The organism is Pseudomonas sp. Leaf434, from assembly GCF_001425545.1.
GTDB classification, from domain to species: domain Bacteria; phylum Pseudomonadota; class Gammaproteobacteria; order Pseudomonadales; family Pseudomonadaceae; genus Aquipseudomonas; species Aquipseudomonas siliginis.
Genome location: NZ_LMQZ01000008.1, coordinates 444,388 through 468,468, shown reverse-complemented (window position 1 = coordinate 468,468; position 24,081 = coordinate 444,388). Strand labels below are relative to the sequence as shown.

The 24,081-nt window shown below is 61.5% G+C and carries 25 protein-coding genes; 10 read left to right on the top strand and 15 right to left on the bottom strand.

From position 1 onward, the window contains the following. Window positions 1-64 precede the first annotated feature (64 nt). The 3 genes from ASG55_RS16945 to ASG55_RS16935 are packed head-to-tail and all read right to left on the bottom strand — an operon-like array spanning window position 65 to window position 2,332. Entirely contained in the window at window positions 65-970 is a 906-nt protein-coding gene (locus tag ASG55_RS16945; RefSeq protein WP_056788475.1) for a 5'-nucleotidase, read from the bottom strand. A 22-nt stretch (window positions 971-992) separates the two neighbouring features. Beyond that, the gene (locus ASG55_RS16940) at window positions 993-1,949 is read right to left on the bottom strand and encodes a putative 2-dehydropantoate 2-reductase (protein ID WP_056788472.1); all 957 of its coding nucleotides are present in this window, start codon (window positions 1,947-1,949) and stop codon (window positions 993-995) included. Then, a complete protein-coding gene (locus tag ASG55_RS16935; RefSeq protein ID WP_041478405.1) occupies window positions 1,946-2,332 on the bottom strand; it encodes a thioredoxin family protein in 387 nt (128 codons plus the stop codon). Before ASG55_RS16935 ends, ASG55_RS16940 begins: the two co-directional genes overlap by 4 nt. Here ASG55_RS16935 and ASG55_RS16930 point away from each other — a divergent pair. Then, window positions 2,331-2,774, top strand: coding sequence for a PilZ domain-containing protein (locus tag ASG55_RS16930; protein WP_056788469.1), 444 nt, complete (start codon window positions 2,331-2,333; stop codon window positions 2,772-2,774). The genes ASG55_RS16935 and ASG55_RS16930 overlap by 2 nt on opposite strands. 129 nt (window positions 2,775-2,903) lie before the next feature. Continuing rightward, the gene (locus ASG55_RS16925; protein ID WP_016770878.1) at window positions 2,904-3,980 is read left to right on the top strand and encodes a 3-deoxy-7-phosphoheptulonate synthase; all 1,077 of its coding nucleotides are present in this window, start codon (window positions 2,904-2,906) and stop codon (window positions 3,978-3,980) included. 60 nt (window positions 3,981-4,040) lie between these two features. Here the strand turns inward: ASG55_RS16925 and ASG55_RS16920 are convergent, their stop codons facing one another. Continuing rightward, window positions 4,041-4,322, bottom strand: coding sequence for a GNAT family N-acetyltransferase (locus ASG55_RS16920; RefSeq protein ID WP_016770879.1), 282 nt, complete (start codon window positions 4,320-4,322; stop codon window positions 4,041-4,043). 639 nt (window positions 4,323-4,961) lie between these two features. Between ASG55_RS16920 and oprI the strand changes: the two genes are divergently transcribed. Beyond that, window positions 4,962-5,213 carry an outer membrane lipoprotei OprI gene (oprI, locus tag ASG55_RS16915; protein WP_003183784.1) on the top strand — a complete coding sequence of 84 codons (252 nt, stop codon included), beginning with the start codon at window positions 4,962-4,964 and terminating at the stop codon, window positions 5,211-5,213. A gap of 126 nt (window positions 5,214-5,339) precedes the next feature. On the opposite strand, the gene ASG55_RS16910 is transcribed toward oprI, so the two are convergent. The 3 genes from ASG55_RS16910 to ASG55_RS16900 all read right to left on the bottom strand — a co-directional run bounded on the left by ASG55_RS16910 (window position 5,340) and on the right by ASG55_RS16900 (window position 7,480). Next, window positions 5,340-6,311: a L,D-transpeptidase family protein gene (locus tag ASG55_RS16910; RefSeq protein ID WP_024013783.1), complete on the bottom strand. Its 972-nt coding sequence runs from the start codon at window positions 6,309-6,311 to the stop codon at window positions 5,340-5,342. A gap of 212 nt (window positions 6,312-6,523) precedes the next feature. Beyond that, window positions 6,524-6,817, bottom strand: a complete 294-nt coding sequence (locus ASG55_RS16905; RefSeq protein WP_016770881.1) for a hypothetical protein — start codon at window positions 6,815-6,817, stop codon at window positions 6,524-6,526. Between the two features lie 57 nt (window positions 6,818-6,874). Further along, window positions 6,875-7,480 (bottom strand): arylesterase, encoded by a 606-nt coding sequence (locus ASG55_RS16900; RefSeq protein ID WP_056788467.1) that lies wholly within the window; start codon window positions 7,478-7,480, stop codon window positions 6,875-6,877. Window positions 7,481-7,490: 10 nt separating this feature from the next. Between ASG55_RS16900 and ASG55_RS16895 the strand changes: the two genes are divergently transcribed. Genes ASG55_RS16895 through greB form a run of 3 tightly spaced genes read left to right on the top strand, consistent with a single transcriptional unit; the run spans window position 7,491 to window position 11,210 of the window. Next, window positions 7,491-8,174, top strand: a complete 684-nt coding sequence (locus ASG55_RS16895; protein ID WP_016770883.1) for an ABC transporter ATP-binding protein — start codon at window positions 7,491-7,493, stop codon at window positions 8,172-8,174. After that, window positions 8,174-10,678, top strand: a complete 2,505-nt coding sequence (locus ASG55_RS16890) for an ABC transporter permease (RefSeq protein WP_056788465.1) — start codon at window positions 8,174-8,176, stop codon at window positions 10,676-10,678. Before ASG55_RS16895 ends, ASG55_RS16890 begins: the two co-directional genes overlap by 1 nt. A gap of 34 nt (window positions 10,679-10,712) precedes the next feature. Further along, window positions 10,713-11,210 carry a transcription elongation factor GreB gene (gene greB / locus ASG55_RS16885; RefSeq protein WP_056788462.1) on the top strand — a complete coding sequence of 166 codons (498 nt, stop codon included), beginning with the start codon at window positions 10,713-10,715 and terminating at the stop codon, window positions 11,208-11,210. Between the two features lie 6 nt (window positions 11,211-11,216). Here the strand turns inward: greB and ASG55_RS16880 are convergent, their stop codons facing one another. The 3 genes from ASG55_RS16880 to ASG55_RS16870 all read right to left on the bottom strand — a co-directional run bounded on the left by ASG55_RS16880 (window position 11,217) and on the right by ASG55_RS16870 (window position 13,743). Further along, entirely contained in the window at window positions 11,217-11,525 is a 309-nt protein-coding gene (locus ASG55_RS16880) for a hypothetical protein (RefSeq protein WP_056788460.1), read from the bottom strand. Window positions 11,526-11,773: 248 nt separating this feature from the next. Next, on the bottom strand, window positions 11,774-12,208 hold the full coding sequence (locus tag ASG55_RS16875; RefSeq protein ID WP_039759946.1) for a DoxX family protein: 435 nt from the start codon (window positions 12,206-12,208) through the stop codon (window positions 11,774-11,776). A gap of 113 nt (window positions 12,209-12,321) precedes the next feature. Then, window positions 12,322-13,743, bottom strand: coding sequence for a transglycosylase SLT domain-containing protein (locus ASG55_RS16870; protein WP_056788457.1), 1,422 nt, complete (start codon window positions 13,741-13,743; stop codon window positions 12,322-12,324). A 234-nt stretch (window positions 13,744-13,977) separates the two neighbouring features. Between ASG55_RS16870 and ASG55_RS16865 the strand changes: the two genes are divergently transcribed. From ASG55_RS16865 to ASG55_RS16855, 3 genes are all read left to right on the top strand, one after another. Beyond that, window positions 13,978-14,784: a TatD family hydrolase gene (locus ASG55_RS16865; RefSeq protein WP_056788454.1), complete on the top strand. Its 807-nt coding sequence runs from the start codon at window positions 13,978-13,980 to the stop codon at window positions 14,782-14,784. 207 nt (window positions 14,785-14,991) lie between these two features. Beyond that, a complete protein-coding gene (locus ASG55_RS16860) occupies window positions 14,992-16,473 on the top strand; it encodes a methyl-accepting chemotaxis protein (RefSeq protein WP_056788452.1) in 1,482 nt (493 codons plus the stop codon). Window positions 16,474-16,676: 203 nt separating this feature from the next. Continuing rightward, window positions 16,677-17,042, top strand: a complete 366-nt coding sequence (locus ASG55_RS16855; RefSeq protein ID WP_016770891.1) for an Mpo1-like protein — start codon at window positions 16,677-16,679, stop codon at window positions 17,040-17,042. A gap of 1 nt (window position 17,043) precedes the next feature. Here the strand turns inward: ASG55_RS16855 and ASG55_RS16850 are convergent, their stop codons facing one another. From ASG55_RS16850 to ASG55_RS16840, 3 genes are all read right to left on the bottom strand, one after another. Next, window positions 17,044-17,838 carry an acyl-CoA thioesterase gene (locus ASG55_RS16850; protein ID WP_056788449.1) on the bottom strand — a complete coding sequence of 265 codons (795 nt, stop codon included), beginning with the start codon at window positions 17,836-17,838 and terminating at the stop codon, window positions 17,044-17,046. 233 nt (window positions 17,839-18,071) lie between these two features. Further along, window positions 18,072-18,830 (bottom strand): CHAD domain-containing protein, encoded by a 759-nt coding sequence (locus ASG55_RS16845; protein ID WP_056788446.1) that lies wholly within the window; start codon window positions 18,828-18,830, stop codon window positions 18,072-18,074. A 104-nt stretch (window positions 18,831-18,934) separates the two neighbouring features. Beyond that, complete coding sequence (locus ASG55_RS16840; protein ID WP_016770894.1) at window positions 18,935-19,213, bottom strand: hypothetical protein; 279 nt, start codon at window positions 19,211-19,213, stop codon at window positions 18,935-18,937. A gap of 214 nt (window positions 19,214-19,427) precedes the next feature. On the opposite strand from ASG55_RS16840, the gene ASG55_RS16835 reads away from it, so the two are divergent. Further along, window positions 19,428-20,465 (top strand): patatin-like phospholipase family protein, encoded by a 1,038-nt coding sequence (locus ASG55_RS16835; RefSeq protein ID WP_041478381.1) that lies wholly within the window; start codon window positions 19,428-19,430, stop codon window positions 20,463-20,465. 148 nt (window positions 20,466-20,613) lie between these two features. Here ASG55_RS16835 and ASG55_RS16830 read toward each other — a convergent pair whose 3' ends face one another. Both ASG55_RS16830 and ASG55_RS16825 read right to left on the bottom strand, forming a co-directional pair. Then, entirely contained in the window at window positions 20,614-21,312 is a 699-nt protein-coding gene (locus ASG55_RS16830; protein ID WP_056788412.1) for a response regulator, read from the bottom strand. Window positions 21,313-21,360: 48 nt separating this feature from the next. Further along, a complete protein-coding gene (locus tag ASG55_RS16825) occupies window positions 21,361-24,012 on the bottom strand; it encodes a sensor histidine kinase (protein ID WP_056788409.1) in 2,652 nt (883 codons plus the stop codon). Between the last annotated feature and the right edge of the window lie 69 nt (window positions 24,013-24,081).

Here is a 24,081-nt window from a genome sequence, read left to right as displayed (position 1 = left end):
TGATTCAGCTTAGCAGTGCCTTGGCGAGTACGACGTGCGACGCAACGTCCTGAATGAAAAGGCTCTAGATCGGCTGTTCGTTGCTGATGCCATGGGGCACGTGGCCGGTGGCAACCACTTCGCGAGCCAGCTCGCAATGACCGGTCTGGTCATCGAAGAACACGTCAGCGGCGAAGGCTTCGAGGAACGCCGATTTGGTCAGGCCACCGAGAAACAGCGATTCATCGAGGCGGATATCCCATTCCCGCAGTGTGCGAATCACTCGCTCATGGGCCGGCGCCGAACGCGCAGTCACCAGCGCCGTGCGGATCGGGCAATCGTCATCGGGAAACTCGCGCTGCAACAGATTGAGCGCTGCCAGAAAGCCCTTGAACGGCCCACCACGCAATGGCTCGCGTGCCGATTCGCGTTCCTTGGCCTGAAACGCTTCCAGGCCGCCGGACTGATAGACGCGCTCGGACTCGTCGGAAAAGATCACCGCATCACCGTCAAAGGCGATACGTAATTCATCACTGGCCGCACGGCTCGCGCCACCGGACAGAATCGTTGCCGCAGCGAACCCGGCGTCCAGCGCCGCACGCACGTCTTCGGCGTGGGTCGAGAGAAACAGGTCGCAGCCAAACGCTTTCAGATAAGGGTACGGACTGCGCCCACCGACGAACGCCGCACGAGAAATCGACAAGCCGTAATGATGAATCGAATTGAACACGCGCAGACCGGTGTCGGCGCTGTTGCGGGAAACCAGAATCACCTCGACCCGCGCGCGGCCGAGGCGGCTGTTCAGGCTCAGGAGTTTTTCCACCAGCGGGAACGCATCGCCCGGCGCGAGGATTTCGTCCTCGTGCTCGATCTGATATTGCCGATAGGCTTCGACGCCGCTCGACAGGTAGACCTTGTGGCTTTCGCTCAGGTCGAACAAGGCGCGCGAGGAAATCGCCAGCACCAGTTTGTCATCGATGTTATTGGCCATGCCTTCCCCCAGAACAACCGACTCAGGTATTGCGTCGGTCGATAAAACCCAAATGGCGATACAGCGCCTCGATGCGCGGCAACTCGCAGCCCGCCGCGTTCGCCGCCGCCAGTGGCCGGGCGTAAATCGCCTCCAGCTCCAGCGGGCGTTTGTGTGCAAAGTCGTGGTACATGCTCGGCCAGTAATCGGGCATTTTCTCGGTCATGGTGAACAGGTACTCGGCATAGCCGGGCGGGATCTCGTATCCACAGGCCCGGGCGCCCTGCACCACTTCCGCCATCAGTGCCTGAATCGACACGCGGCTGTCAGCATCAGCCATCAGCGCTTCGGTTCCCGCGCCGAGCAACACCGAAAGGCCGTTGTAGGGAATATTCCACACCAGTTTCTGCCAGCGCGCCTGATGCAGGTTGGCCATCGCCTGCGAGTCGATGCCGGCGGCACGGAACAGCCCGGCGCCCTCCTCGACGATCGCCATGCGCGCTACTTCATCAATGGCCGAGCCGCTGTGATAACCGACATTCACCGCGCCAAGGGCCTGATGGGTAATCTGCCCCGGACCCTCGCGGTGCACGCAGATCAGGCACAGACCACCGAGCAGATGCAGTGAATCCGGCAACAGTGGCCGCAGGCTGTCTTCGACATCCAGACCGTTCTGCAGCAACAGCACCTTGGCGTCAGGCTTGGCGGCCTGAATGATCGCCGGGGCCAGACCGGCGTTGCTGGTGGTCTTGGTGCCGACCAGCAGCCAGTCACAGGGCGGCATGTCTTCGGCAGCGGAATAGGCATTGGCCGGATGCAGCGTCAACGGCCCGTGCACCGCACTGTTGATCTGCAAACCGCGCTCAGCCACCGCCGAGAATTCGCTGCGCAACAAAAAGTGCACGTCGAAACCGGCACGCGCCAGCATCACCCCGTAGAACCCGCCGATTGCACCGGTGCCGATAATCCCCACCACCGGCTTGCTGACTGTCTCGCTCATGGCAACTCCTCTGCAATTCGACTCAGCGATTGCGCCACCGCCTGGTTGAGTTGATCAACCGTCAGACGTGTGTGCACTGCGCCAAAGAACTCGCCGTCGCGCACCACAAACAGCGCCGGCAAATGAAACACCTGATAACGCTCGACCAGCCCGCCATTGTCGCCGGCGTCAATCCAGCACAGCCGATCGATAGCCAGCGGCAATCCCGGCAACACCTCGCGGGCATAACGACAACTGGCACAGCCGACGCTGGTGAAGATCACCAGAGAAACCCCGCGCATCGCCAGCAGCCGCTGGTCGGCGTCGAAGTCGGTCAGCTCGGATTCGACCACTATACTGGGGGAAACAATGTCAGATGGCCGACACAGGGAGTCTGTGCTCATGGGACGTTTCATTCCTCATCCGGACGAAGTGCCGGTTGAATTGACGTTACTCAAGCCTGAATGCATTTCCAGACAACAGCTGCACACTATCAGCCTCGGCGGCATCGCTTGCAATTACCACCGCGCCTGGCGCCACGGCACTGCACTGCAAGTACGCATGCCGACGCTGAATGCCGACTTCTGTTGCCCGGGCTACGTGGCCTGGTGTCTGCGCCGTAAAAAAGGCTATCTGGTGGGCATCGCCTTCACTGACGAACAGACCCTGTTCAGCGCGCGAATGGGTGAGCAGGTGTGTCAGATCGAACGCTATTCGCGCATGCAGGACAGCCACGACGACCTGCAGGATAGTCAGGCGCTGGCCCTGCAATGGGTCGAGGAGCACGCCGAAGAGTTCTCCCACGACAACTTGCGCAAGGCTTTCGCGCAGCCAGCGCTGGACTAAAGCACGGTTTGCCCATTGTCGAGCCGCCTCCGACGCGCTAAGGTTCGGCTCCCCCGACGCGCTAAATCTGCTGTGCTCCGCCGCGCGGGGATCGCTGGCGGCCGGCACCCGTGACCTGACGAGTAAACGATGGCTGATTTACCGATCAACGACCTAAACGTCGCCTCTAACGAGACCCTGATCACTCCCGATCAGCTCAAGCGTGATATCCCCCTGAGCGACGCCGCCCTGCGCACCGTCACCAAGGGCCGCGAAGTCATTCGCAACATTCTCGATGGCACCGACCACCGTCTGTTCGTCGTGATCGGCCCGTGCTCGATTCACGACATCAAGGCTGCCCACGAATACGCCGATCGCCTCAAGGTACTCGCCGAGGAAGTCTCCGACACGCTGTATCTGGTCATGCGTGTGTATTTCGAGAAGCCGCGTACCACTGTCGGCTGGAAAGGTCTGATCAACGATCCGTATCTGGACGACTCGTTCAAGATCCAGGACGGTCTGCACATCGGTCGTCAGTTGCTGCTCGACCTGGCCGAGAAAGGCCTGCCGACCGCGACCGAAGCCCTCGACCCGATCTCCCCGCAGTATCTGCAGGATCTGATCAGCTGGTCGGCCATCGGCGCGCGTACCACCGAATCGCAGACTCACCGCGAAATGGCTTCCGGCCTGTCCTCGGCTGTCGGCTTCAAGAACGGCACCGATGGCGGCCTGACCGTGGCGATCAACGCCTTGCAGTCGGTGTCCAGCCCGCACCGTTTCCTCGGCATCAACCAGGAAGGTGGCGTGTCGATCGTCACCACCAAAGGCAACGCCTACGGTCACGTGGTGCTGCGCGGCGGTAATGGCAAGCCGAACTATGATTCGGTCAGCGTAGCCCTGTGCGAGCAGGCGCTGAACAAGGCGAAGATCAAGCCGAACATCATGGTCGATTGCAGCCACGCCAACTCCAACAAGGACCCGGCGCTGCAACCGCTGGTAATGGAAAACGTCGCCAACCAGATTCTTGAAGGCAACCAGTCGATCATCGGCCTGATGGTTGAAAGCCACCTGAACTGGGGCTGCCAGGCGATTCCAAAGGATCTCGCCGACCTGCAATACGGCGTGTCGATCACCGATGCCTGCATCGATTGGTCCGCCACCGAAAACACCTTGCGCAGCATGCACGCCAAGCTCAAGGACGTATTGCCGAAGCGTCAGCGCACGTAAGCTGCGTTTTGCGGGCATAAAAAAACGCCGGGCATTGCCCGGCGTTTTCGTGTGTGCGGTTCAGATCTTCGCGGCGCGACGCTGATGGCGTTCCATATAGCGCTCGACGTAGGAGCATGACGGGATCACCGTGTAGCCCATTTCTTCGGCGTATTGCAGCGCGCGTTCAGTCAGCGCTGCGGCAATGCCACGGCCGCGCAGGGCGTTGGGCACGAAGGTACGATAGATATCCAGGGTCTGCTTGCCCAGATCCATGTAGGTCAGGTAAGCACGATGACCGTCCACAGTGGTCTCGAATTGATGACCAGCCTGGTCATGGTGGATGGACAACGCCTCGCTCATCACTACTCCTCGCGGGTCTTGAATTGTGACCCCTACCTTACCGATGTTTTTCCGGCGAAGGAACATCTACGCCACCCCGTGCCTGATGGACACTGAGAAGAGCCACACCGATCTCGCGCAATCTGACACCTGCTGAATAGTAGGCACCATTGGCGAAAATGCTCAAGGTACGCTCGTCATCGGATGGTTTGCGTGCATTGGCATCGATGGTCGCAGGTTCGGCCGCAAGACAATCTTTGCGTGCCGTTTGCCTGAACATTGCCGGAATGTTGAGACTTAAGACGTGCGACCTTTTTTAAAGTCACCTGTACATCAACAAAGATACGCGAAGCGCTTCGCAGAACCTGAACAAAAGTGTGGACGAATTCATTTAGAAAGACTTTAGCCGAAGTCGCAAAAACAGCGCGCGAGCGCGGGAACTTTTCCCGTTTGAGTCGCTCACGCCGGGGCTTGCAGCTGGATATTTTTTATACAGCGCAGTTAAAAGTTGCTCGAAAAAGAATCAACGCCTACAATTTTTTTTGCTTCTTGCGCTACGTCAGTTTACTTACTACAAGTAATGGGTAGTATGTACGCCGGCTATTTCCTCAATCGTGAGGAGACAGCCACTTAATTTGAAAGTCCTTGAAGGGGAACACGATGAACAACGTTCTGAAATTCTCTGCTCTGGCTCTGGCCGCAGTTCTGGCTACCGGTTGCAGCAGCGCATCGAAAGAAACCGAAGCACGTCTGACCGCTACTGAAGACGCAGCTGCTCGCTCCCAGGCTCGTGCAGACGAAGCTTACCGTAAAGCTGATGAAGCTCTGGCTGCTGCTCAAAAAGCACAACAGACTGCTGACGAAGCTAACGAGCGTGCTCTGCGCATGCTGGAAAAAGCTAGCCGCAAGTAATAATCCCTCGGGATTGTTATCGAGCCGATCCGGTTTTCCGGGTCGGCTTTTTTGTACCCGGTGCTTTTCTCCGGGCAATAAAAAACCCGCCGACGCTGCTCGCATCGGCGGGTTTTCAATCAGCGCTTATTGCTGCAGGTCGATCGGTGCACTGCTCACCATTGGCGCCGAGGTATTCGGCACGGCGATCTCTACCGGCAGGCCGTCTTCGGCAGCGACCACATCACGCACCACATCCCAGTTCATGCGCAGGTTGCTGGTGATGTCTTCACGCTTGAGCATCGCGTTGATTACCGCGGTGTGCTTGTCGACTACCGACGGATTGCCCTTGTCGTCGAGCGGCGTGTGCGCTTCCAGATAGACCTTGCCGCCACTGCGACCGAACTTGTAGGGGTCGTTGATGATGCGCACCGAGGTGCCGACCGGGACCATGCCGGCCATCTCCAGCACGTTGTTGTTGAACATGCGGAAGCAGCCGTGGCTGGTACGCATGCCGATGCCGAACTTCTTGTTCGAACCATGGATCAGATAGCCCGGCGTGCCGAGGGTGAACTTGAACGGGCCTAGCGGGTTATCAGGACCGGCCGGCACCACATTGGGCAGCGGATCACCGTCAGCGGCGTGCTCGGCCTTGATCGAAGCCGGAGGCGTCCACGTCGGGTTCGGTGTCTTGGCGATGATCGAGGTGTGCGCGATCGGCGAGCCCCAGCCTTCACGGCCGATACCCAGCGGGAAGGTGTACACCACGTCACGGCCTTTCGGATAGTAATAGAGGCGGTATTCGGCGAGGTTGATGACGATGCCTTCACGCGGGCCAGGCGGCAGGATGAAGCGCGTCGGCAGGACGATCTCGGTACCGGCGCCCGGCAGCCAGGCATCGATGCCCGGGTTGGCCGCAACCATTTCCGAATAACCCAGATCGTAGGTGGTACCCAGATCGGCGAAGGTGTCTTCGTACTTGGCTTTGATCACCTGCACCTGGCCGACGATGTCTTCGCCGGGTGGTGGCAGGGGAAGCTCCAATGCAGCAACGGGGCCGGCCACACACAGGGCGGCAAGTGACAGGCAGCGGGTGACGGCAGGAAAGCGCGGCAACATCCGGAAAATCCTTCGCATGATCATCAAGGGTATAAGAGCGCGATTGTACACCGCGGCTTGGGGATTCGGGGAGGTAGCACCGCTATTGGCGACAGGGTGCGTTCAAGGTGGGAGCGAGCCTGCTCGCGAAAGCAGTGTATCAGCGACCATAAATGTCGATTGATAAAACCCCTTCGCGAGCAGGCTCGCTCCCACACTTTGATCTTCAGCGCTCAGAGTTCGAAACGCAGCTCAGGCCAGATCGGCGACGTACCGCGTTTCTGCGATTCGAGAATCGCCCGGCACAGCGAGCACAGGCGCTGATCCTGGAACACCCGGCGATCAACATTCGACCAGCGCGGTTGCGCCGGCAGCAGAGTGCCGCACAGCGTGCGATCAGCCGAGCCACCGAGTTCCAGCTGACGCGTCACCAGATGCACCCGCACTTCCTGGCAGGCGAACAGATCCAGCTGCTCGTCAGGCTCGATCAGTTGGTAGGCAAACAGGGACCAGGCAGGACGCGGCATCGGGGGCTCCAAATTAGGGGGCGCCACATTAGCCGAAAGCCTGCCTCTAGAAAAGCCTCATAACAGCGGTTTTAGCGTCGGCCAGACATTTTCCAGCAACTTGCCCTGAGCCCCCGCCGCCGGGTGCAGACCGTCGGCCTGCATCAGGTCCGGATGACCACCGACACCTTCGAGAAAAAACGGCACCAACGGGATGTTTTTCTCTACGGCGAGCTTGCCGTAAACCTCAGCGAACGAATCGGTGTAGCGCTTGCCATAATTGGGTGGCAACTGCATGCCGAGCAGCAGCACTTTCGCGCCGCTCTGCCGCGAGCTGTCGATCATCGAAGCAAGATTTTGTTGCAATTGCGTTGGAGGCATCCCGCGCAGGCCATCGTTGCCACCCAGCTCGAGGATCACCAACTCCGGCTTATGCTCTGCAAGCAGCGCCGGCAGCCGCGCCTGGCCTCCGGCACTGGTGTCGCCACTGATCGAGGCGTTGACCACTTTATCGTCGAAACCCTCTTGTTTGAGGCGCTGCTCGAGCAGCGAGACCCACCCCAGACGGGTATCCAGGCCGAAACCGGCGCTGATACTATCGCCAACGATCAGGACAGTACCCGCCGCTGCGTTCTGGGCCATGCACATCAAGGCCAGGCCAGCACTCAAAAACCATACACGCATCGGATTCTCCATGGGCGCAAGCATTCTCACCGCGAAGAACCTCAGCAAAGTGGTCCCTAGCGCGGAAGGTGAACTGACTATCCTGCACGAACTCAGCCTGGAACTGAACAAGGGCGACAGCCTGGCCATCGTCGGCGCGTCCGGTTCCGGCAAATCCACCCTCCTCGGCCTGCTCGCCGGCCTCGACCTGCCGAGCAGCGGCGAAGTCACCCTCGCCGGCCAGGGCCTGAGCAATCTCGACGAAGACCAACGCGCGCGAATCCGCGCCGAGCACGTCGGTTTTGTCTTCCAGTCGTTCCAGTTGCTCGACAGCCTCAATGCGCTGGAAAACGTCATGCTGCCGCTTGAACTCGACGGCCGCAAAGATGCCCGCGAGCGCGCCACGCAATTGCTTCAGCGCGTCGGCCTCGGCCAGCGCCTGACCCACTCGCCGCGCCAGCTCTCCGGTGGTGAACAGCAACGCGTGGCCATCGCCCGCGCCTTCGCTGCCGAACCGGACGTGCTGTTCGCTGACGAGCCGACCGGCAACCTCGACAGCCACACCGGCGAGCGCATCAGCGACTTGCTGTTCGAATTGAACAAGGAACGCGGCACCACCCTGGTGCTGGTGACTCACGACGAACGCCTGGCCCATCGCTGCCGGCGCCTGATCCGTCTTGAAGCCGGGCTGCTGGTCGCCCCTCTGGAGCCTTGATGGCACGTCTGCCGCTGTTGCGTCTGTTCAGCCTTGCCCTGCGCCAGCTCATGCGCGATGCCCGCGCCGGTGAGCTGCGCGTGTTGTTCTTTGCGCTGGTGGTGGCCGTCGCGGCAAGCACCGCGATTGGCTACTTCGGCGCCCGCCTCAATGGCGCGATGATGCTGCGCGCTACCGAGTTTCTCGGTGCCGATCTGGTCCTTGAAGGCAGCTCGCCGGCCCGCGAGGAGCAAATCCGCAGCGGCACCGAACTGCGCCTGAATCATGCGCAAGTGGTGGAGTTTTCCAGCGTCATTGCCACCGACAACGGCATTCAGTTATCCAGCATCAAAGCCGTCGACCGTGCCTATCCATTGCGTGGCGAGCTGAAAAGCGCGCCCGCACCATTTGCCGAGGAAGAAGTCGGCGGCGAACCGCAACCCGGTGAAGCCTGGGTCGAGGCGCGTCTGTTGACTGCGCTGGATCTGAAGATCGGCGACAGCATCGACGTCGGCATGAAGACGCTCAAGCTGACCCGCGTGCTGACCTACGAGCCGGATCGCGCCGGCAACTTCTACAGCCTGACGCCACGGGTGCTGATCAATCTTGAGGACCTAGCCGCCACCGGCGTGGTGCAACCGGGCAGCCGGGTGAGTTATCGCGAACTGTGGCGCGGCGAACCGCAGGCGCTGGAAACTTATCGCGAGCTGATCAAACCGGGCCTCGCTGCAAACCAGCGAATCCAGGATGCCCGTGACGGTAACCGGCAGATTGGCGGTGCGCTGGGCAAGGCCGAGCGCTACCTGAACATGGCCAGTCTGGTCGCGGTGTTGTTGGCTGGCGTGGCCGTGGCGCTGTCGGCCAATCGTTTCGCCAGTCGCCGTTTCGACGCCAGTGCCTTGCTGCGCTGCCTCGGCTTGTCGCGCCGGGAAACCATGGTGCTGTTCAGCCTGCAACTGACGGTGCTCGGCCTGATTGCCGCCATAAGCGGCGCCCTGCTCGGCTGGCTGGCGCAACTGGGGCTGTTCGCGTTACTGCATGATTTGCTGCCAAGTGACGTACCGCCGGGCGGCCTGTTTCCGGCGATGGCCGGGATTGGCACCGGGCTGGTGGCGCTGGCCGGTTTTGCCTTGCCGCCTTTGGCTGCACTGGGTCGCGTGCCGCCGCTGCGGGTGTTGCGCCGCGACATGCTGCCGATCCCCTCGAGCACATGGATGGTCTACGGCGCGGCGCTGGGTGCGCTGGGCCTGATCATGTGGCGTCTGAGTCTGGATCTGCTGCTGACCTTCGCCCTGCTCGGCGGCGGCGTGGTCGCCGCGCTGGTGCTGGGCGGCCTGCTGTTGTTGCTGCTGCAAAGCCTGCGCCGTATGCTGGCCCGCGCCTCGTTGCCCTGGCGTCTGGGCCTTAGCCAGTTGTTGCGGCATCCATTGGCGGCGGCCGGGCAGTCGCTGGCGTTCGGTCTGATCCTGTTGTCGATGGCGCTGATCGCACTGCTGCGCGGCGAACTGCTCGACACCTGGCAGAACCAGCTACCGAAAAATGCGCCGAACTACTTCGCGCTGAATATCCTCCCGGCGGACAAACAGGCTTTCGCCGATCACCTGATCAAGGTGTCCGCGCAAGCGGCGCCGTTGTATCCGGTGGTGCCGGGTCGGTTGATCAGCATCAATGGCGAAGCGGTACAACAGATCGTCAGCAAGGACTCGGCCGGTGACCGCGCCATTCAGCGTGACCTGAGCCTGACCTGGGCGGCGGATCTGCCGGCCGGCAACAAGCTCACCGCCGGCTCGTGGTGGAGCGGCCAGCCGTCCGATGATGTGCCGGGGGTCTCGGTGGAAGGCAAGGTTGCCGAAAGCCTGAAACTCAAACTCGGCGATCACATGGTATTCAGCGTCGGCGGCGTCAATCGCGAAGCGAAGGTCACCAGCCTGCGCGAGATCAACTGGGACAACTTCCAGCCGAACTTCTTCATGATCTTCCAGCCCGGTACCTTGAAGGATCTGCCGGCGACTTACCTGACCAGTTTCTATCTGGCTCCGGGGCATGATCAGCAGATTGTCGAGTTGTCGCGGACCTTCCCGGCGGTGACCATCCTGCAGGTCGAGGCCTTGCTCGAACAGCTACGCAGCATCCTCGCCCAGGTCACTCTGGCGGTGGAGTATGTATTGTTGTTTGTTCTGGCTGCGGGGATGGCGGTGCTATTCTCCGGCCTGCAAGCGACGCTGGATGAACGCATCCGCCAGGGTGCGCTGTTACGCGCGCTGGGTGCCGAGCGGCAATTGCTGATCAAGGCGCGGCGTATCGAATTCGGTCTGTTGGGTGCGGTCAGCGGTCTGCTCGCGGCGATCGGTTCGGAGGTGGTCAGTCTGGTGCTTTACCGCTACGCTTTTGATCTGCCATGGCATCCGCATCCATGGCTGCTGGTGCTGCCGCTGATTGGCGCCGCGCTGATTGGTGGCGCCGGTGTGTTCGGCACGCGTCGCGCTCTGAATGCGAGCCCGCTGACAGTGTTGCGCGAGGGTTGATAGACTCAAGCGGTCTTAATCACAAGAAGTCGCCATGAGCCGTTATCGCCCTCCCCGCACCGCTGGCACCGCGCTGATCACCCCCGAGGGTGAAGCGCGGATGCGCGCCGAATTCCATGAGTTGTGGCATGTGCGTCGCCCGCAGGTCACCCAGGCGGTGAGTGAAGCGGCGGCGCAGGGTGATCGTTCGGAAAACGCCGAGTACACCTACGGCAAGAAGATGCTGCGCGAAATCGACAGTCGCGTGCGTTTTCTCACCAAACGCCTGGAAGCGCTCAAGGTAGTCAGCGAAAAACCCAGCGACCCGAACAAAGTCTATTTCGGCGCTTGGGTAACCATCGAAGACGAGGACGGCAAGCAGTCGCGCTACCGCATTGTCGGCCCCGATGAACTGGACCTCAAACAGGGTTTGATCAGCATCGACTCGCCGCTCGCCCGCGCGCTGATCGGCAAGGCACTCGACGCAGAAGTGCGGGTGCAGACGCCGACCGGCGGGCAGTTCGTTTACATCGTTGCGATTGAATACCCGTAAGACTGATCAGCGCCGAGTGATCAGGCCCTGCCGCGCTACGCGGGTCAGTTGCTTGATCATGTCCGGCGCATCTTCTGCGCTCGGCGCCTGAATCACCGCCAGATCGAAGCTGTCCGTAGCAAAACGCGCCAGCGACTCGCCGTCATCGACAAACTGGATCAGGAATGCGGCAGGACCGCCGCTGCGACGTGGCCAGCCATCGAGATAACGCAACAGCGTCGGCTGGTGTTTGCCGCCAAGAAGGATTTTCGGGTTGCGCTGGGTGACATGTGCCATGATCGGCGCGGGACGTGCTGGAGGGCGTAGTGCGTTCATCGTGTCGTGTCTCTGCCTCAAAAGTCTGCATGGCAGGTGAGAGGCAACACCGAACCAGCGCTTTAGCGGTATTTCGAAGCCCTGTTCCGGCTTCTGACGGTAACTGTAGAAGTCACCTGGCGCCCCGCAAGTAGCTGTTTAAATCGGCGCATGGGCAACATCCTAGAGAACGTGACCGATCAGTGTCAAGAATCGCCAGCAACAAAAAAGGCCCGCGCAATGCGGGCCTTTGCCTTGAGCCAGAACCTTCAACCGGCGATGGCGCGATCCGCCGAGAGCTTGCCGGCGCCTTCGATCAGGACCGCAATGCTGCCGGCCAACAAAGCCAGAGCAAACTCGTAACCGTTGTTGGCCATGAACAGACCGTTGCCGATGTGCACCGAGAAGATCGCCACCAGCGAGAGGAACGCCAGACCCAGTGCCGCCGGGCGTACCAGCAAGCCGATGATCAGCGCCAGACCGGCGAAGAACTCGGTACCGCCGGCCAGCGAGGCCATCAGATAGCCCGGGGTCAGGCCAATGCTTTCCATCCATTGTGCGGTGCCGGCCAAGCCGTAACCACCGAACAGACCAAAGAGTTTCTGCGAACCGTGGGCGGCGAAGATCACGCCGACAGCAATGCGCAGGACAGTCAGGCCGTAACCGGCGCGGGTGAACAGAACCTTGTTGATCAGAGAGCTCATGGTGCATTCCTTGTTGTGCAGAAGTGTTTGTGTGTTTGGGTTGGTCGCTATATTAATCAGTTTATTTCATGTTAAAAGCGCAAAAATTTCGCCATAACAATCGAATTGTTAGATTATTTCCGTGTGACCACTTTCTGCTGCCGGGGCTCGAGCGACTCTCGCTCCCGGTCGAATGCCAGGTAATACTTGTTCACGCTATTAACATAGCTGACGGCGCCCATCCCCACCTGCTCCATGGCAATGCGCTCGACCTGGAAGAACCACTGGTTGGGATTGAGGCCACGGCGGCGGGCTTCCGCGCGCATGCCCTGCACGCGCTCGGGGCCAATGTTGTAAGCGGCGAGGGTGAAGGCCATGCGCTCACGCTCGTTGAGTTTCGGGCTGCTGAAGAACTTGCGGCGGATCATCGCCAGGTACTTGGCGCCGGCCTGCACATTCGCATCGAGATTCTGGATATTGCTCACGCCGACCCGCTGCGCGGCGGACGGGGTGATCTGCATCAGCCCGGTCGGGCCGCTGCCGCTGCGAGCGTTGGGCTGCAGACGCGATTCCTTGAACGCCAGCGCCGCCAGGTTAAGCCAGTCCATGTTCTGCGCATCGGCGTGCTTCTGCAGGGTCGGACGGAGTTTTTCCAGACGCTGGCGATCGGCTTTGGCCAGCGGGTTGTGCACCTGGTACAAGCGTCGATAGATGCGCAGGAACGCCGCGTCTTCGTCCGACGGTCTCTTGTAACCGGTGAGGAAGCGATCGATGCTCGCGCGCAACATCGACGCATCGCGGCGCACGAACCAATGTTCTTCGCCCGGCTCGCCGAGGCTCAGCTGCCGATCGAGACGCAGCTTCGGCAGGATCTTGCCCCAACGCTCGGCAATCGGCTGCTCGACAATGGTCAGGTGGAAAATCCCGCCCTGGACCATCTCCAGCACGTCTTCGACCGCCAGCGTCGGATCGACCCACTCGATGTTGATCGGCGCCAGTTTGTGCAGCGCCAGTTTCTGGTTGAGCTGGCTGACCACCTCCCCCGCCGCACTGCCGGTAGGCAAGGCCAGGGTCTTGCCGGACAGTTGCTCGACCTTGGTGTACCGGCGCTGGCCCTTGATGCCGACCAGCACCAGCGGCACGTTGCTGGCAATCGGCTCACTGCTGGCCACTGCATAGCCCGATGGCAGATCGAGCAATTCACCGGGCGCGACCATGTCGCCTTCGCCGCGCTGCAAAGCGCCGAGCAATTGATCCTTGGCTTTGGGAATGATCTTGAGGGTGACTTCCTGGCCGTCGCGAGCATGGCCATTGAGGTATTGCTCGAACGCGCGCAATCGGTGGTACTCGACACCGATGGCCTGGCCCTGGACTTCGCCGGAGCTGTTGCGGCTCTGATTGACCAACACCCGCAACACGCGGCTGCTGCGGATTTCGGAGAGGTCGCGAACCTTGCTCGCCGGTACGGCTTGCAGCGGTCCGGGCAGGCGCGCGGCCGCCGTCATCGGCAGCAACAACGCAGCACACAACAGCAGCAGAACCGAGGGACGATGCATCCACTCTCCGAAAAGAATACGGGGCGATTCGTCGCAAAAGAGACGACATCACCGACGAAAACAGAGCGCTTGGAGCGCTGATAAAGTGCGTGAGACTGGCACAGTGATGGCATTGTCGCCACCCCGGAGTCCCCAGCGGCCTCAACAGACAGCCATAAGTCTTTGTAGTTCTTGGCTTTTCTTATAAATCTACAGCTCTGATATGCTTTCCGGCCTTCGGCCCGAGGTAGCACCATGCAACTCATCGATATCGGCGTCAACCTGACCAACCCCAGTTTCGCCGACAAACACCAGGCTGTGCTCGACCGCGCCTACGCCGCCGGCGTCTGCCAACTGGTGCTGACCGGCACCAGCGTCGAGGGCAGCGAGCAGGCGCTGGAACTGTGCCAGCAACTGGATGAAAGCGGCCAACGGCTGTTCGCCACCGCCGGCATTCACCCCCATTCGGCCAGCGACTGGAACGCTGACAGCGCGCGTAGCCTGCGCAGTCTGTTGAACGAATCCAGCGTCGTCGCGGTGGGCGAATGCGGGCTGGATTTCAACCGCGACTTCTCCCCGCGCCCGCAACAGGAAAAGGTTCTCGAAGAACACCTGGCGCTGGCCGTCGAACTGCAATTGCCGGTGTTCCTGCATGAGCGCGATGCAAGCCAGCGCCTGCTGGAAATCCTCAAGGACTTCCGCGATCAACTGCCAGCGGCGGTGGTGCACTGCTTCACTGGCGAGCAAAAGGCCTTGTTCAGCTACCTCGATCTGGATCTGCACATCGGCATCACCGGCTGGATCTGCGACGAACGCCGGGGCACGCATCTGCATCCTCTGGTCAAAGAGATCAAAGCGGGACGGCTGATGCTGGAAAGCGACGCGCCGTATCTGCTGCCGCGCACGTTGCGGCCGAAGCCGAAAAACGGTCGCAACGAACCGGCGTATCTGACCGAAGTGTTGCGCGAAGTGGCGTTGCATCGCGGCGAGACCGAGGAAGCGCTGGCCGCGCATAGCACCGCATGTGCCCGGGCGTTTTTTAAACTCCCCATTCTCATCTGACTGCACACTTCCCCTGTGGGAGCGAGCCTGCTCGCGAAGGCGGTGGATCAGCTACAAATGGGCTGAAGGACGCAACGCTTTCGCGAGCAGGCTCGCTCCCACAATAGATCTCGGCATCTGTTGATTCATATCAAAACTCCCGAATCTGCATAGCGGCACAATAATGGCACCTTGCCAAAACTGTTTCCGCTATCAGAGAAGACCTCCATGGGTGCCTGGCTTAGCAACATCTCGCTGAAATACAAATTCTGGGCGGTCAACGCGGTCGCCTTTGTCACCACTCTGCTGCTGGTTTTGTACGCCGTACATCTCGAACAGCAGGCCCGCAGCCACGCCGCGCAGGCATCCGCACAAGCGCAGGCGCAGTTGCTCAAGGCCTGGCCGCTCGGGCAACCGTTGCCCAAGTCCGCCCAAGTGCTGACATTCAAGCGCAGTGAAGCGCCGCGTCTCAATGATCAACCGCTGCTGGAAATCACCGGCAGCAACGGCTGGAACGCCATCAATGAAATGCCGCTGTTTGGCGAGAATCCGTTGATCGGCGCCGAAGTGTTCAGCCGTGCCGACGGCGAGCAAGTGGCGGTCATCGCCTATGCCCCGAGCCTGAGCCAGGTGTTCAGCGAGCGTTTCGCCAACTATGCCGTGGCGGTCTTCGTCCTGATGCTGGCGATGCTAGGCGCTTCGCAGCTGCTGATCCGCTTTCTGCTCAGCCAGCTCAACACGTTGAAAGATGTGATGCTGCACGTTGAAAAAACCGGCAACCTCTCCGCTCGCGTGCCGCTGGTGGGCAGGGACGAAGTCGGGCAGATGGCCAATGCCTTCAACGCCATGCAGGCCGGTTATCAACGCGTCGTGACCACCGTTGCCAGCACCGCGCGACAACTGGATGACGGTGCAGCGCGGCTGGCCTCGAGCATGAACGACGTGCGCCACGGCATGCTCGGCCAACAAAGCGAAACCGACCAGGCTGCCACCGCGATCAACGAAATGACCGCCACCGTTTATCACATCGCGCAACACGCCGGCGCCACCCGCGATCTGTCGAAAACCGCCGATGGCCTCGCCGGCAGCGGTCAGCAGGTGGTGGCGCGGGTGCAGCAATCGATTGCCGGGTTGTCCAACGGCGTGCAGCAGACGGCAGAAATGATTCAACGCCTGGCCGAGGACAGCCAGAAGATCAACGGCGTGGTCAGCGTGATTCACAGCATTGCCGAACAGACCAATCTGCTCGCGCTGAATGCGGCGATCGAAGCGGCCCGCGCCGGGGAGATGGGTCGCGGCTTTGCCGTGGTCGCCGATGAAGTGCGCAATCTCGCCAAGCGCGTGCAGGCTTCCACCGACGAGATCACCGGCATGATCGCCGCGTTGCAGGCCGGCACCCGCGATGCGGTGGATTTCATGCAGGAGAGTTCGTACAAAGCCGACGACTGCGTGCAGCAGGCGCAGGAGGCTGGCGCGGCGCTGGCGGAAATCACCGGAGCGGTGGCGCAGATGCGCGAAAGCAACACGCAGATTGCCGTGGCGGCGGAACAGCAGAGTCAGGTTGCCGAGGAGATGAACCGGGCGGTGGTGAGTATTCGTGACGTGACCGAGAACACCGTGCAGCAGACGGTGGATTCGGCGACGACCAGTAACGAGTTGGCGACGTTGGCCGGGGAACTGAACAAGGCGATAGGTCAGTTGAAATTGTGAATCCGCTTTCGCGAGCAGGCTCGCTCCCACATGCGCCATAGAATCAATGTGGGAGCGAGCCTGCTCGCGAAGGCGTCAGAGGCACCTACATCGAATCCTGCGATGACGGCTATCACTTCAATAGCCAACCTTGATTCGCCGCCCTCCGCGCCCGGGCCTATTCTTCAACCATGAAGTTCAACATGGATCGAGGAGTAGCAAACATGGGCAAACGTCACCCCAACCTTCCCGCATGGCAATGGCGCGCCTACCCGGGCAATCATCAGCATCCGACCAATCTGGTCCTGCACTTGATTGCCGTGCCGCTGTTCATCGTGGCGTTTCTGTTGATCGTGTCGGGAGTGTTCAGTCTGAGCCTGGCCAGCGTCGCCATCGGCGTGATCGGTATCATCGCGGCGCTGGGTCTGCAGCGCCACGGCCACGGCCTGGAGGCGCAAGCCTCCGAGCCGTTCAGTGATCGCAAAGATGCCGTGTCACGTTTGCTGGTCGAGCAGTTTCTGACCTTTCCGCGGTTCTTTCTCAGCGGTGGCTGGTGGCGCGCCTGGCGTGAGCGCCACCGTCGGCATTGAGTCAGGCGAAGATCGTCACGGTCTGCCGACTCATGGCAATCAACTCCCCTTTCGCGCTCCACAACTTCGCGGCGACATGGCCGTAACCGTCGGCCGCGTATTCGATGTCGGCCAGGTATTGGCACCAGTCCAGCGTGCTCAAATCGTGTAACGGCTGCACGAATTCGATGGTCCAGGTCAGCGTGCTACCCGGCGCCGGCTTCTTCAGATACGGCAACAGCGCCGGCGGCCAGGCATCCACCAGTGCCAGCAGATGTGCCTCGTTGACCGGCTCCTCTTTGACATCCCCACGCAACCGCACCCAGCCGCCCATCAAGCGCGATGCCGTGCCGGAAAACGGAATACCGCCGACGCTCCAGCGCATCGCCAGATGGCGCATGAATTCCGGGGTCACGCCTTTGATGTAGGGCAGCTCCTGGCATTCGTCCCAGTGTTTCATGATCGGCGCTGGGTAGGCTTCGACGGCGACTTCCGAGGGCCGCGAGGCACCGAAGCTGCCCTGAATGATCGTCACCACCTGACCATTCTGCATGGCGCGGCCCAACACCTGGCTGACGGCTTTGCCTTCACGCAGCACATCGACTTCGAAACTCACCGGCACTTCCGGCTCGACCGGGCCGACGAAGGTAATCGCCAGCGAACGCACCGGGCGCTCCGTCGGCACCCTGGCGCGCATGGCTTCAAATTGCAGCGCGGCCACCAGTCCGCCAAAACTGGCGCGGCCCTGCCCCCATTCGGCGGGGATGATTACTTCAGGTTGTTGGCGGACAGCATCGAGCAGATCGCAAAAGCGCATGGCAACCTCGGAAAACGAGAAAGGAATGCGCGGATCTTACCCAGCCCCGGGCGGCGGCGCAGCGTCTATTCCGGTCAAATGGGCTGACAGATAGGCCTTGGCACTTTTCGATTTCGCCGCAAAACCCTTGTAGGAGCTGTCGAGTGAAACGAGGCTGCGATCTTTTGATCTGTTTGCAAATCAAGATCAAAAGATCGCAGCCTTCGGCAGCTCCTACAGGGGATGCGTAAGCTTCAGGACTTGAAACAGGTCGCGCTGAGCTTTTCCAGCACTTGATCGGCCTTCAGCTCTGCCTTGATCAACCCGGCCTGCCAGGTGGCCACGCACGGTTGCAGATCAGCCTCCTGCTCGGCACGCGCCAGCCATTGCCAGCAATCGTGCCAGTCGCCCAGTGCGCCTTGCGCGGATTTCAGGCGTTTGTAGGCCGGCTTCGGCAAGCGATCGAGCTCGGGATAGGCTTCGATGCCATAGCGCACACGCTTGATCAGCAGGCGCAGGCGATGGCGGTCATGGGCGGGATCGTGCAGCGCTTCGTCGAGTTTCTGCCATTGTTTGCCCAGGCGTTTTTCAATGCGTTTATCCAGATCTTTGAGCAAGCCCTGACGCTCGGACGCGCGCAGAAACCGTGGAAAGGCGTCGAGAATCATCAGCAACGAAGCCAATTCCGCACTCGCCGCCAGCGCCGGATACGCCTCGGCCATTTGCGCCAGACGCCGCTGCGCAGCCTCGGGCTGATCATGCTCGAGCAGATACGCCGCGAGCACTTCGCGATCACGCCACGGTGTGGTCAACTCGCCCACCGCAGACGCCGCCGCCTCCAGTTGCTCGACACCCGGCAACCCGCGCAACGGCCGCAACAGGCTGCGCAGGCGCCGCACCGTAGTGCGCAAATCATGCAACGCCTCGGGATCAGTGCGCGCAGTCAAGCGCGCCTGACATGCCAGCAGCCGCACATCCAGGCTCAACACATGAGCCACCAAGCGATCGATCATGGGGGTCTACTCCGTAGACAGCTGCAAGCTTCTAGCTACAAGCTTCAAGCTGAATGCGTTTGCTTCAAAGCTTGTGGCTTGCAGCTAGAAACTTGCAGCTGCTGTTAACGTCCTGCGCGGGATTCGCGAATGTAGAAGCGGGCTTTCTCGGCTTTCTTGCTGCAGCCTTCAAAGCCTTCGAATTGTTGCTGGGTCTTGGCGGCGGTCAGCAGCGACAGCGCTTTGGAATAGCTGACGGTGCCGGCGAAGCCTTCAGCCTTGGCCAGGTCCAGTTCGTGCCAGGCCGCATCGAGTTGGCTGCCGCAGCTGTCGCGGTACGCGGTTTTGCCGGCGCAACCGGCCAGAACCAGAGCCATCAACGGTACACAGATCCAGGCTTTCATCACTCACACCTCAAGGTAGGTCAACAGTCGTGCAGGTAAGACGGTCAAGCGGTGAAAAAGTGCCTCGCTGATCGGTCAAACCACGTGGCGCAGAGCATAGCGCGCAAGCGTACGCCGCGAACGAAAAACGACGTCACCGCTTCGCGCAACGACCTTGGCGATTGAGCCGCTTGGCCAATGCGTGCATTGTGCAGGCTTGTCCGGAGGAAGTTTGATGAAAAAGCGTGTCGCACTGGTACTGGGCTCCGGTGGCGCCCGGGGCTATGCCCATATCGGCGTTATCGAAGAAATTGAAAGACGCGGCTACGACATCGCCTGCATTGCCGGTTGTTCGATGGGCGCGGTGGTCGGCGGGATCTATGCCGCCGGCAAACTGGATGAGTACCGCCGCTGGATCGAAAGCCTTGATTACCTCGACGTGCTGCGTCTGGTCGATGTGAGTTTCCGTCTCGGCGCGATTCGCGGCGAAAAGGTCTTCGGGCAGATTCGCAAGATCGTCGGCGAGATCAACATCGAAGACCTGCGCATTCCCTACACCGCCGTCGCCGCCGACCTGACCAATCAGCAGGAAATCTGGTTTCAGGAAGGCTGCCTGCATCAGGCCATGCGCGCCTCGGCGGCGATTCCCAGCCTGTTTACCCCGGTGATGCAGGGCAACCGCATGCTGGTCGACGGCGGCATTCTCAATCCGTTGCCGATCGTTCCGGTGGTGTCGAGCCATTGCGACCTGATCATCGCGGTCAACCTCAACGCCACCAATCAGCGCCAGTACAAGTTGCCGGTGATCGAGCGGCCGGCGGCGTTCCGTTCGCGCTTCGACAGTCTGATCAAATCCATGGGTTCGAAGTTGCCGTTCCGGCGTAAACAGGCCGAGCAATTGTTGAAGCTGGAACAGGAAGCCTTGCGCGCCGAGGCGGCGGAGATCAATCCGTGGCTCGAGGGCGTCGAACCGGAAAGCCAGCAACCGGCGGCCGCCCCGGAACGCGAAGGCGCACCGAAATCCGCTACCGGTTCGTTCATCATCGATAACGTCGGGCCGGCGTCGCTGCTGGATTTGATCAACCAGAGTTTCGAGGTGATGCAGACCTCACTGGCGCAGTACAAGATTGCCGGGTATCCGCCGGATATCCTGATCAACGTGCCGAAGCGGGTGTGCCGGTTTTTCGAGTTCTACAAGGCGCCGGAGTTGATCGCGCTGGGGCGGGAAATTGCCAGTGATACGCTGGATCGGTATGAGCAGGAGCAGGGTTGATTACCTGAAGGCTGTGGGTGAATGTTCCGGCCTCATCGCGGGCAAGCCCGCTCCCACAGGGTTCTCGGGGGGAATGAAATCTGGGTGATACATAGCTCACTGTGGGAGCGGGCTTGCCCGCGATGGCGCCCGACCATACAACACAAAACTACAACCCATCAGCACTCAACAACCGATACCCAACCCCCGCCTCAGTCACGATAAACCGCGGCCGGGTCGGGTCATCCGCCAGTTTCTGCCGCAGGTGCCCGACCACGATGCGCAGATAATGACTGTCCTCGGTGTGCGTCGGCCCCCAGATATCCTTGAGCAATTGCTGCTGGGTGATCACCCGCCCCGGATGCCGCGCCAGTTGCGCCAGCACCGCATATTCCTTGCGGGTCAGTGCGACTTCGGCGCCATCGAGCAGCACCCGTCGATAGGCCAGATCCACGGTCAGAGGGCCGAAACTCAGCGCCGCTGGCTGCGCCTCCCCCGCCGGTGCCTGGCGCAACAACGCGCGAACCCGGGCGAGAAATTCCTGAATGCCGAACGGTTTGGTCACGTAGTCGTTCGCGCCGCCATCCAGCGCTTCGACCTTTTGCCCTTCACTGGCGCGCACCGACAGCACCAGTACCGGCGTGGTCGCCCATTCGCGCAACTCGCGCAGGACCTGCTGACCGTCCATGTCCGGCAACCCGAGGTCGAGCACCACCAGGTCAGGTTTGCTCAGCGCGGCTTGTGCCAGGCCTTCAGCGCCGGTGCCGGCTTCGAGCACTTTGTAGCCTTGTGAAGCGAGGCTGATGCGCAGGAATTTGCGGATCTGCGGTTCGTCGTCGATGACCAAAATGGTCGCGGTCTGGCTCATGAATTCACATCAACACAATAGATTGGCAAGAGAGTAGCGCAGTCGACTTCAAGCTTCACCGTCCATCCCCGGTTGCGCCTGCAACGGCAGGTGCAAGGTGATGCAGGTGCCGCGCCCGTCGATGCCGTCAGCCACAGAAATACGCCCGCCGTGCGCGCCGACCATGCCCTGACAGATCGCCAGCCCCAACCCCGTGCCCTGCCCGCCGCGATCACCGCGCGCGGCGGTGTAGAACATGTCGAAAATCTTCGCTCGGTCCTCTTCAGGGATCCCCGGGCCTTCATCGCTGACCGAAAAGAAAATCTCCTGCTCATCGGCACCCGCGCGCAGTTGCAGGCGACCGTGGCTGGGCGAAAATCGCGCGGCGTTTTCCAGCACGTTAACCAGCGCCTGTTCGATCAGCGCCGCGTGCACATACAGCAGCGGCAACTCGGCCGGCACTTCGGTGCTGACCTGCAGCGGCGCCAGCACGGCGCGCAGGCGATTGAGCGAACTGCCGACGATATCGGCCGGCGATACCCAGTCGCGCGCCAGCTTCAAGGCGCCGTGGCCGAGCCGAGTCATGTCGAGCAGGTTCTGGATGTAGCGGTCGAGGCGTTCGGCCTCATCGCGGGTGCCTTCGAGCAACTCGCGGCGATCCTCCAGCGGGATCGCTTCGCCGAGGGCCAACAGGCTGTCGATGCTGCCGCGCATGGCCGTCAGCGGCGTGCGCAAATCGTGGGACACCGAGGCCAGCAAGGCGCTGCGTAACTGTTCGGTTTCGCCGTGCAGACGCGCCGCTTCGAGGTCATCGGCCAATTGCGCGCGGGCGAGGGCTTGCGCCAGCGGCTGGCTCAGCGCAGTGAGCAAACGTCGGCGCTGACCGCTCAAGCTCTGGCCTTCCTTGGCGCAAACACCAAGCAACGCCAGCGGCCCGTCCTCGACCGACAACGGCCACCACCACCAACGCCCCAGCGGCAAGGTGCCGGTGCCCTTGCCCGCCGGTTGATCGTGTTGCCAGGCCCAATCGGCGGCGGCGCGTTCGGCCTCGGTGAATTGCAGTGGCCCGCCGGTTTCGACTTTCCAGCCGCCCTGGCCGTCGCGGTTGAGCAGGCACAATTGCACATCGCTCCAGCCTTCGAGGTGTTGCGCGGCAGCGCTGATCACGGCTTGGCGATCGGTCGCGGCGGTGAGTTTGCGCGACAGGTCGAGCAGCTCGCTGGTCTCTTCCTGGGTATCGCGCAAAGCTTGCAACTGCCGCCGCTGACGCGCCGCGAGGTTGCCGGTGAGTGCCGCCATCAACAGGAAGAACAGCAGCGTCAGCACGTCTTCTTCGCGCTGAATGCTGAAGGAGAAATTCGGTGGAATGAACAGAAAATCGTAGGTCAGAAACGACAACGCCGCACAGGCCAGCGCCGGACCGAGGCTGCTGCGCACCGCCACCAGCAACACCGCCGCGAGAAAAACCAGCGAGATGTTCGGCAGCGGCAACACACTCGACACCGCCCAGGCCAGGGCCGTGGCCAACAACGTCGCGACCAGCGCCAGCGCGTAGTCGAACCACACCAGCGTGACTGAATTGCGCGGGCGCGGTTGGCGCTGCTCGTGGTCACTGTCGAGCACGTTGATTTCCAGACCGTGCGCCTGACGCAGCAGGCGCGCCGCCAGACCACCGCCGAACAGTCGACGGCGCAGACGTGGCCGCGACTGGCCGACCAGCAACAGACTGGCGCGGCGTTCGGCGGCGTGTTGAATCAGGGTTTTCGCCACTTCGCCGGCCCGCAACAGCACCACTTCGCCACCGAGGCGTTCGGCCAGTTGCTGGGCGCTTTGCAGGCGCAACCGTGATTGCTCATCCCGCGCACTGCCGTTGTCGACATGTACCAGACTCCACGGCAGATGTCGGCGCTGGGCGACGCGGCTGGCGTGACGCACCAGCCGTTCGGCCTGCGCATCGCCATCGATACCGACCAGCAAACGCCCGCGCACCGCCGGCGCGGCCTGCCCGAGTTGGCGATAGCCTTGGGCGAGATCGTTGTCGACCTGCGCGGCGGCGGTCTGCATCGCCAGTTCACGCAGGGCGGTAAGGTTGGTCTGGGTGAAAAACGCGTCGATCGCAGCGCGGGCCTGTTCCGGCACGTAGACCTTGCCTTCGCGCAGACGCTCGAGCAATTCACGCGGCGGCAGGTCGATCAGCAGCAGCTCGAAGGCTTCCTGCAGGACCCAGTCCGGCAGGGTTTCGCGCACCTGTACACCGGTGATGCCGCGCACCTGATCGTTGAGGCTTTCCAGGTGCTGGACGTTGACCGTGGTGAACACGTCGATGCCGGCGGCGAGCAGTTCCTGAATGTCTTGCCAGCGCTTGGCGTGACGACTGCCGGGGGCGTTGCTGTGGGCCAGTTCATCGACCAGCACAAGCTTCGGCTTGGCGGCGAGAATGCCGTCGAGGTCCATTTCCTCAAGCAGCACGCCACGGTATTCGCTGCGCACCAACGGCTGCTGCGGCAGGCCACCGAGCAAGGCTTCGGTTTCGGCGCGGCCATGGGTTTCGACCACGCCGGCGAGGACCTTCACGCCCTGGCGCAGTTGCGTGTGGGCAGCCTGGAGCATGGCGTAGGTCTTGCCGACCCCGGGCGCCGCGCCGAGGAAAACCTTGAGCCGGCCACGGCCATCGCGGGGCAGGTCTGCTAACAGTGCGTCGGCGCGGCCGGAGTCGCTCATGCTTGATGTTCTCTCTTACGAATGATCGTTCCCACGCTCTGCGTGGGAATGCAGCCCGGGACGCTCTGC

Coding starts and splice junctions, on each gene's coding strand:
- ASG55_RS16850 (WP_056788449.1), bottom strand. CDS start 17,838: ATGCGCTTTTGCGATCTGCTCGATGCTGTCCGCCAACAACCTGAAGTA.
- ASG55_RS16875 (WP_039759946.1), bottom strand. CDS start 12,208: ATGAGCTCTCTGATCAACAAGGTTCTGTTCACCCGCGCCGGTTACGGC.
- ASG55_RS16845 (WP_056788446.1), bottom strand. CDS start 18,830: ATGATCGATCGCTTGGTGGCTCATGTGTTGAGCCTGGATGTGCGGCTG.
- greB (WP_056788462.1), top strand. CDS start 10,713: ATGAGCCGTTATCGCCCTCCCCGCACCGCTGGCACCGCGCTGATCACC.
- ASG55_RS16870 (WP_056788457.1), bottom strand. CDS start 13,743: ATGCATCGTCCCTCGGTTCTGCTGCTGTTGTGTGCTGCGTTGTTGCTG.
- ASG55_RS16945 (WP_056788475.1), bottom strand. CDS start 970: ATGGCCAATAACATCGATGACAAACTGGTGCTGGCGATTTCCTCGCGC.
- ASG55_RS16855 (WP_016770891.1), top strand. CDS start 16,677: ATGGGCAAACGTCACCCCAACCTTCCCGCATGGCAATGGCGCGCCTAC.
- ASG55_RS16900 (WP_056788467.1), bottom strand. CDS start 7,480: ATGCGTGTATGGTTTTTGAGTGCTGGCCTGGCCTTGATGTGCATGGCC.
- ASG55_RS16865 (WP_056788454.1), top strand. CDS start 13,978: ATGCAACTCATCGATATCGGCGTCAACCTGACCAACCCCAGTTTCGCC.
- ASG55_RS16830 (WP_056788412.1), bottom strand. CDS start 21,312: ATGAGCCAGACCGCGACCATTTTGGTCATCGACGACGAACCGCAGATC.
- ASG55_RS16930 (WP_056788469.1), top strand. CDS start 2,331: ATGGGACGTTTCATTCCTCATCCGGACGAAGTGCCGGTTGAATTGACG.
- ASG55_RS16840 (WP_016770894.1), bottom strand. CDS start 19,213: ATGAAAGCCTGGATCTGTGTACCGTTGATGGCTCTGGTTCTGGCCGGT.
- ASG55_RS16905 (WP_016770881.1), bottom strand. CDS start 6,817: ATGCCGCGTCCTGCCTGGTCCCTGTTTGCCTACCAACTGATCGAGCCT.
- ASG55_RS16925 (WP_016770878.1), top strand. CDS start 2,904: ATGGCTGATTTACCGATCAACGACCTAAACGTCGCCTCTAACGAGACC.
- ASG55_RS16920 (WP_016770879.1), bottom strand. CDS start 4,322: ATGAGCGAGGCGTTGTCCATCCACCATGACCAGGCTGGTCATCAATTC.
- ASG55_RS16825 (WP_056788409.1), bottom strand. CDS start 24,012: ATGAGCGACTCCGGCCGCGCCGACGCACTGTTAGCAGACCTGCCCCGC.
- oprI (WP_003183784.1), top strand. CDS start 4,962: ATGAACAACGTTCTGAAATTCTCTGCTCTGGCTCTGGCCGCAGTTCTG.
- ASG55_RS16890 (WP_056788465.1), top strand. CDS start 8,174: ATGGCACGTCTGCCGCTGTTGCGTCTGTTCAGCCTTGCCCTGCGCCAG.
- ASG55_RS16880 (WP_056788460.1), bottom strand. CDS start 11,525: ATGAACGCACTACGCCCTCCAGCACGTCCCGCGCCGATCATGGCACAT.
- ASG55_RS16910 (WP_024013783.1), bottom strand. CDS start 6,311: ATGTTGCCGCGCTTTCCTGCCGTCACCCGCTGCCTGTCACTTGCCGCC.
- ASG55_RS16835 (WP_041478381.1), top strand. CDS start 19,428: ATGAAAAAGCGTGTCGCACTGGTACTGGGCTCCGGTGGCGCCCGGGGC.
- ASG55_RS16940 (WP_056788472.1), bottom strand. CDS start 1,949: ATGAGCGAGACAGTCAGCAAGCCGGTGGTGGGGATTATCGGCACCGGT.
- ASG55_RS16895 (WP_016770883.1), top strand. CDS start 7,491: ATGGGCGCAAGCATTCTCACCGCGAAGAACCTCAGCAAAGTGGTCCCT.
- ASG55_RS16860 (WP_056788452.1), top strand. CDS start 14,992: ATGGGTGCCTGGCTTAGCAACATCTCGCTGAAATACAAATTCTGGGCG.
- ASG55_RS16935 (WP_041478405.1), bottom strand. CDS start 2,332: ATGAGCACAGACTCCCTGTGTCGGCCATCTGACATTGTTTCCCCCAGT.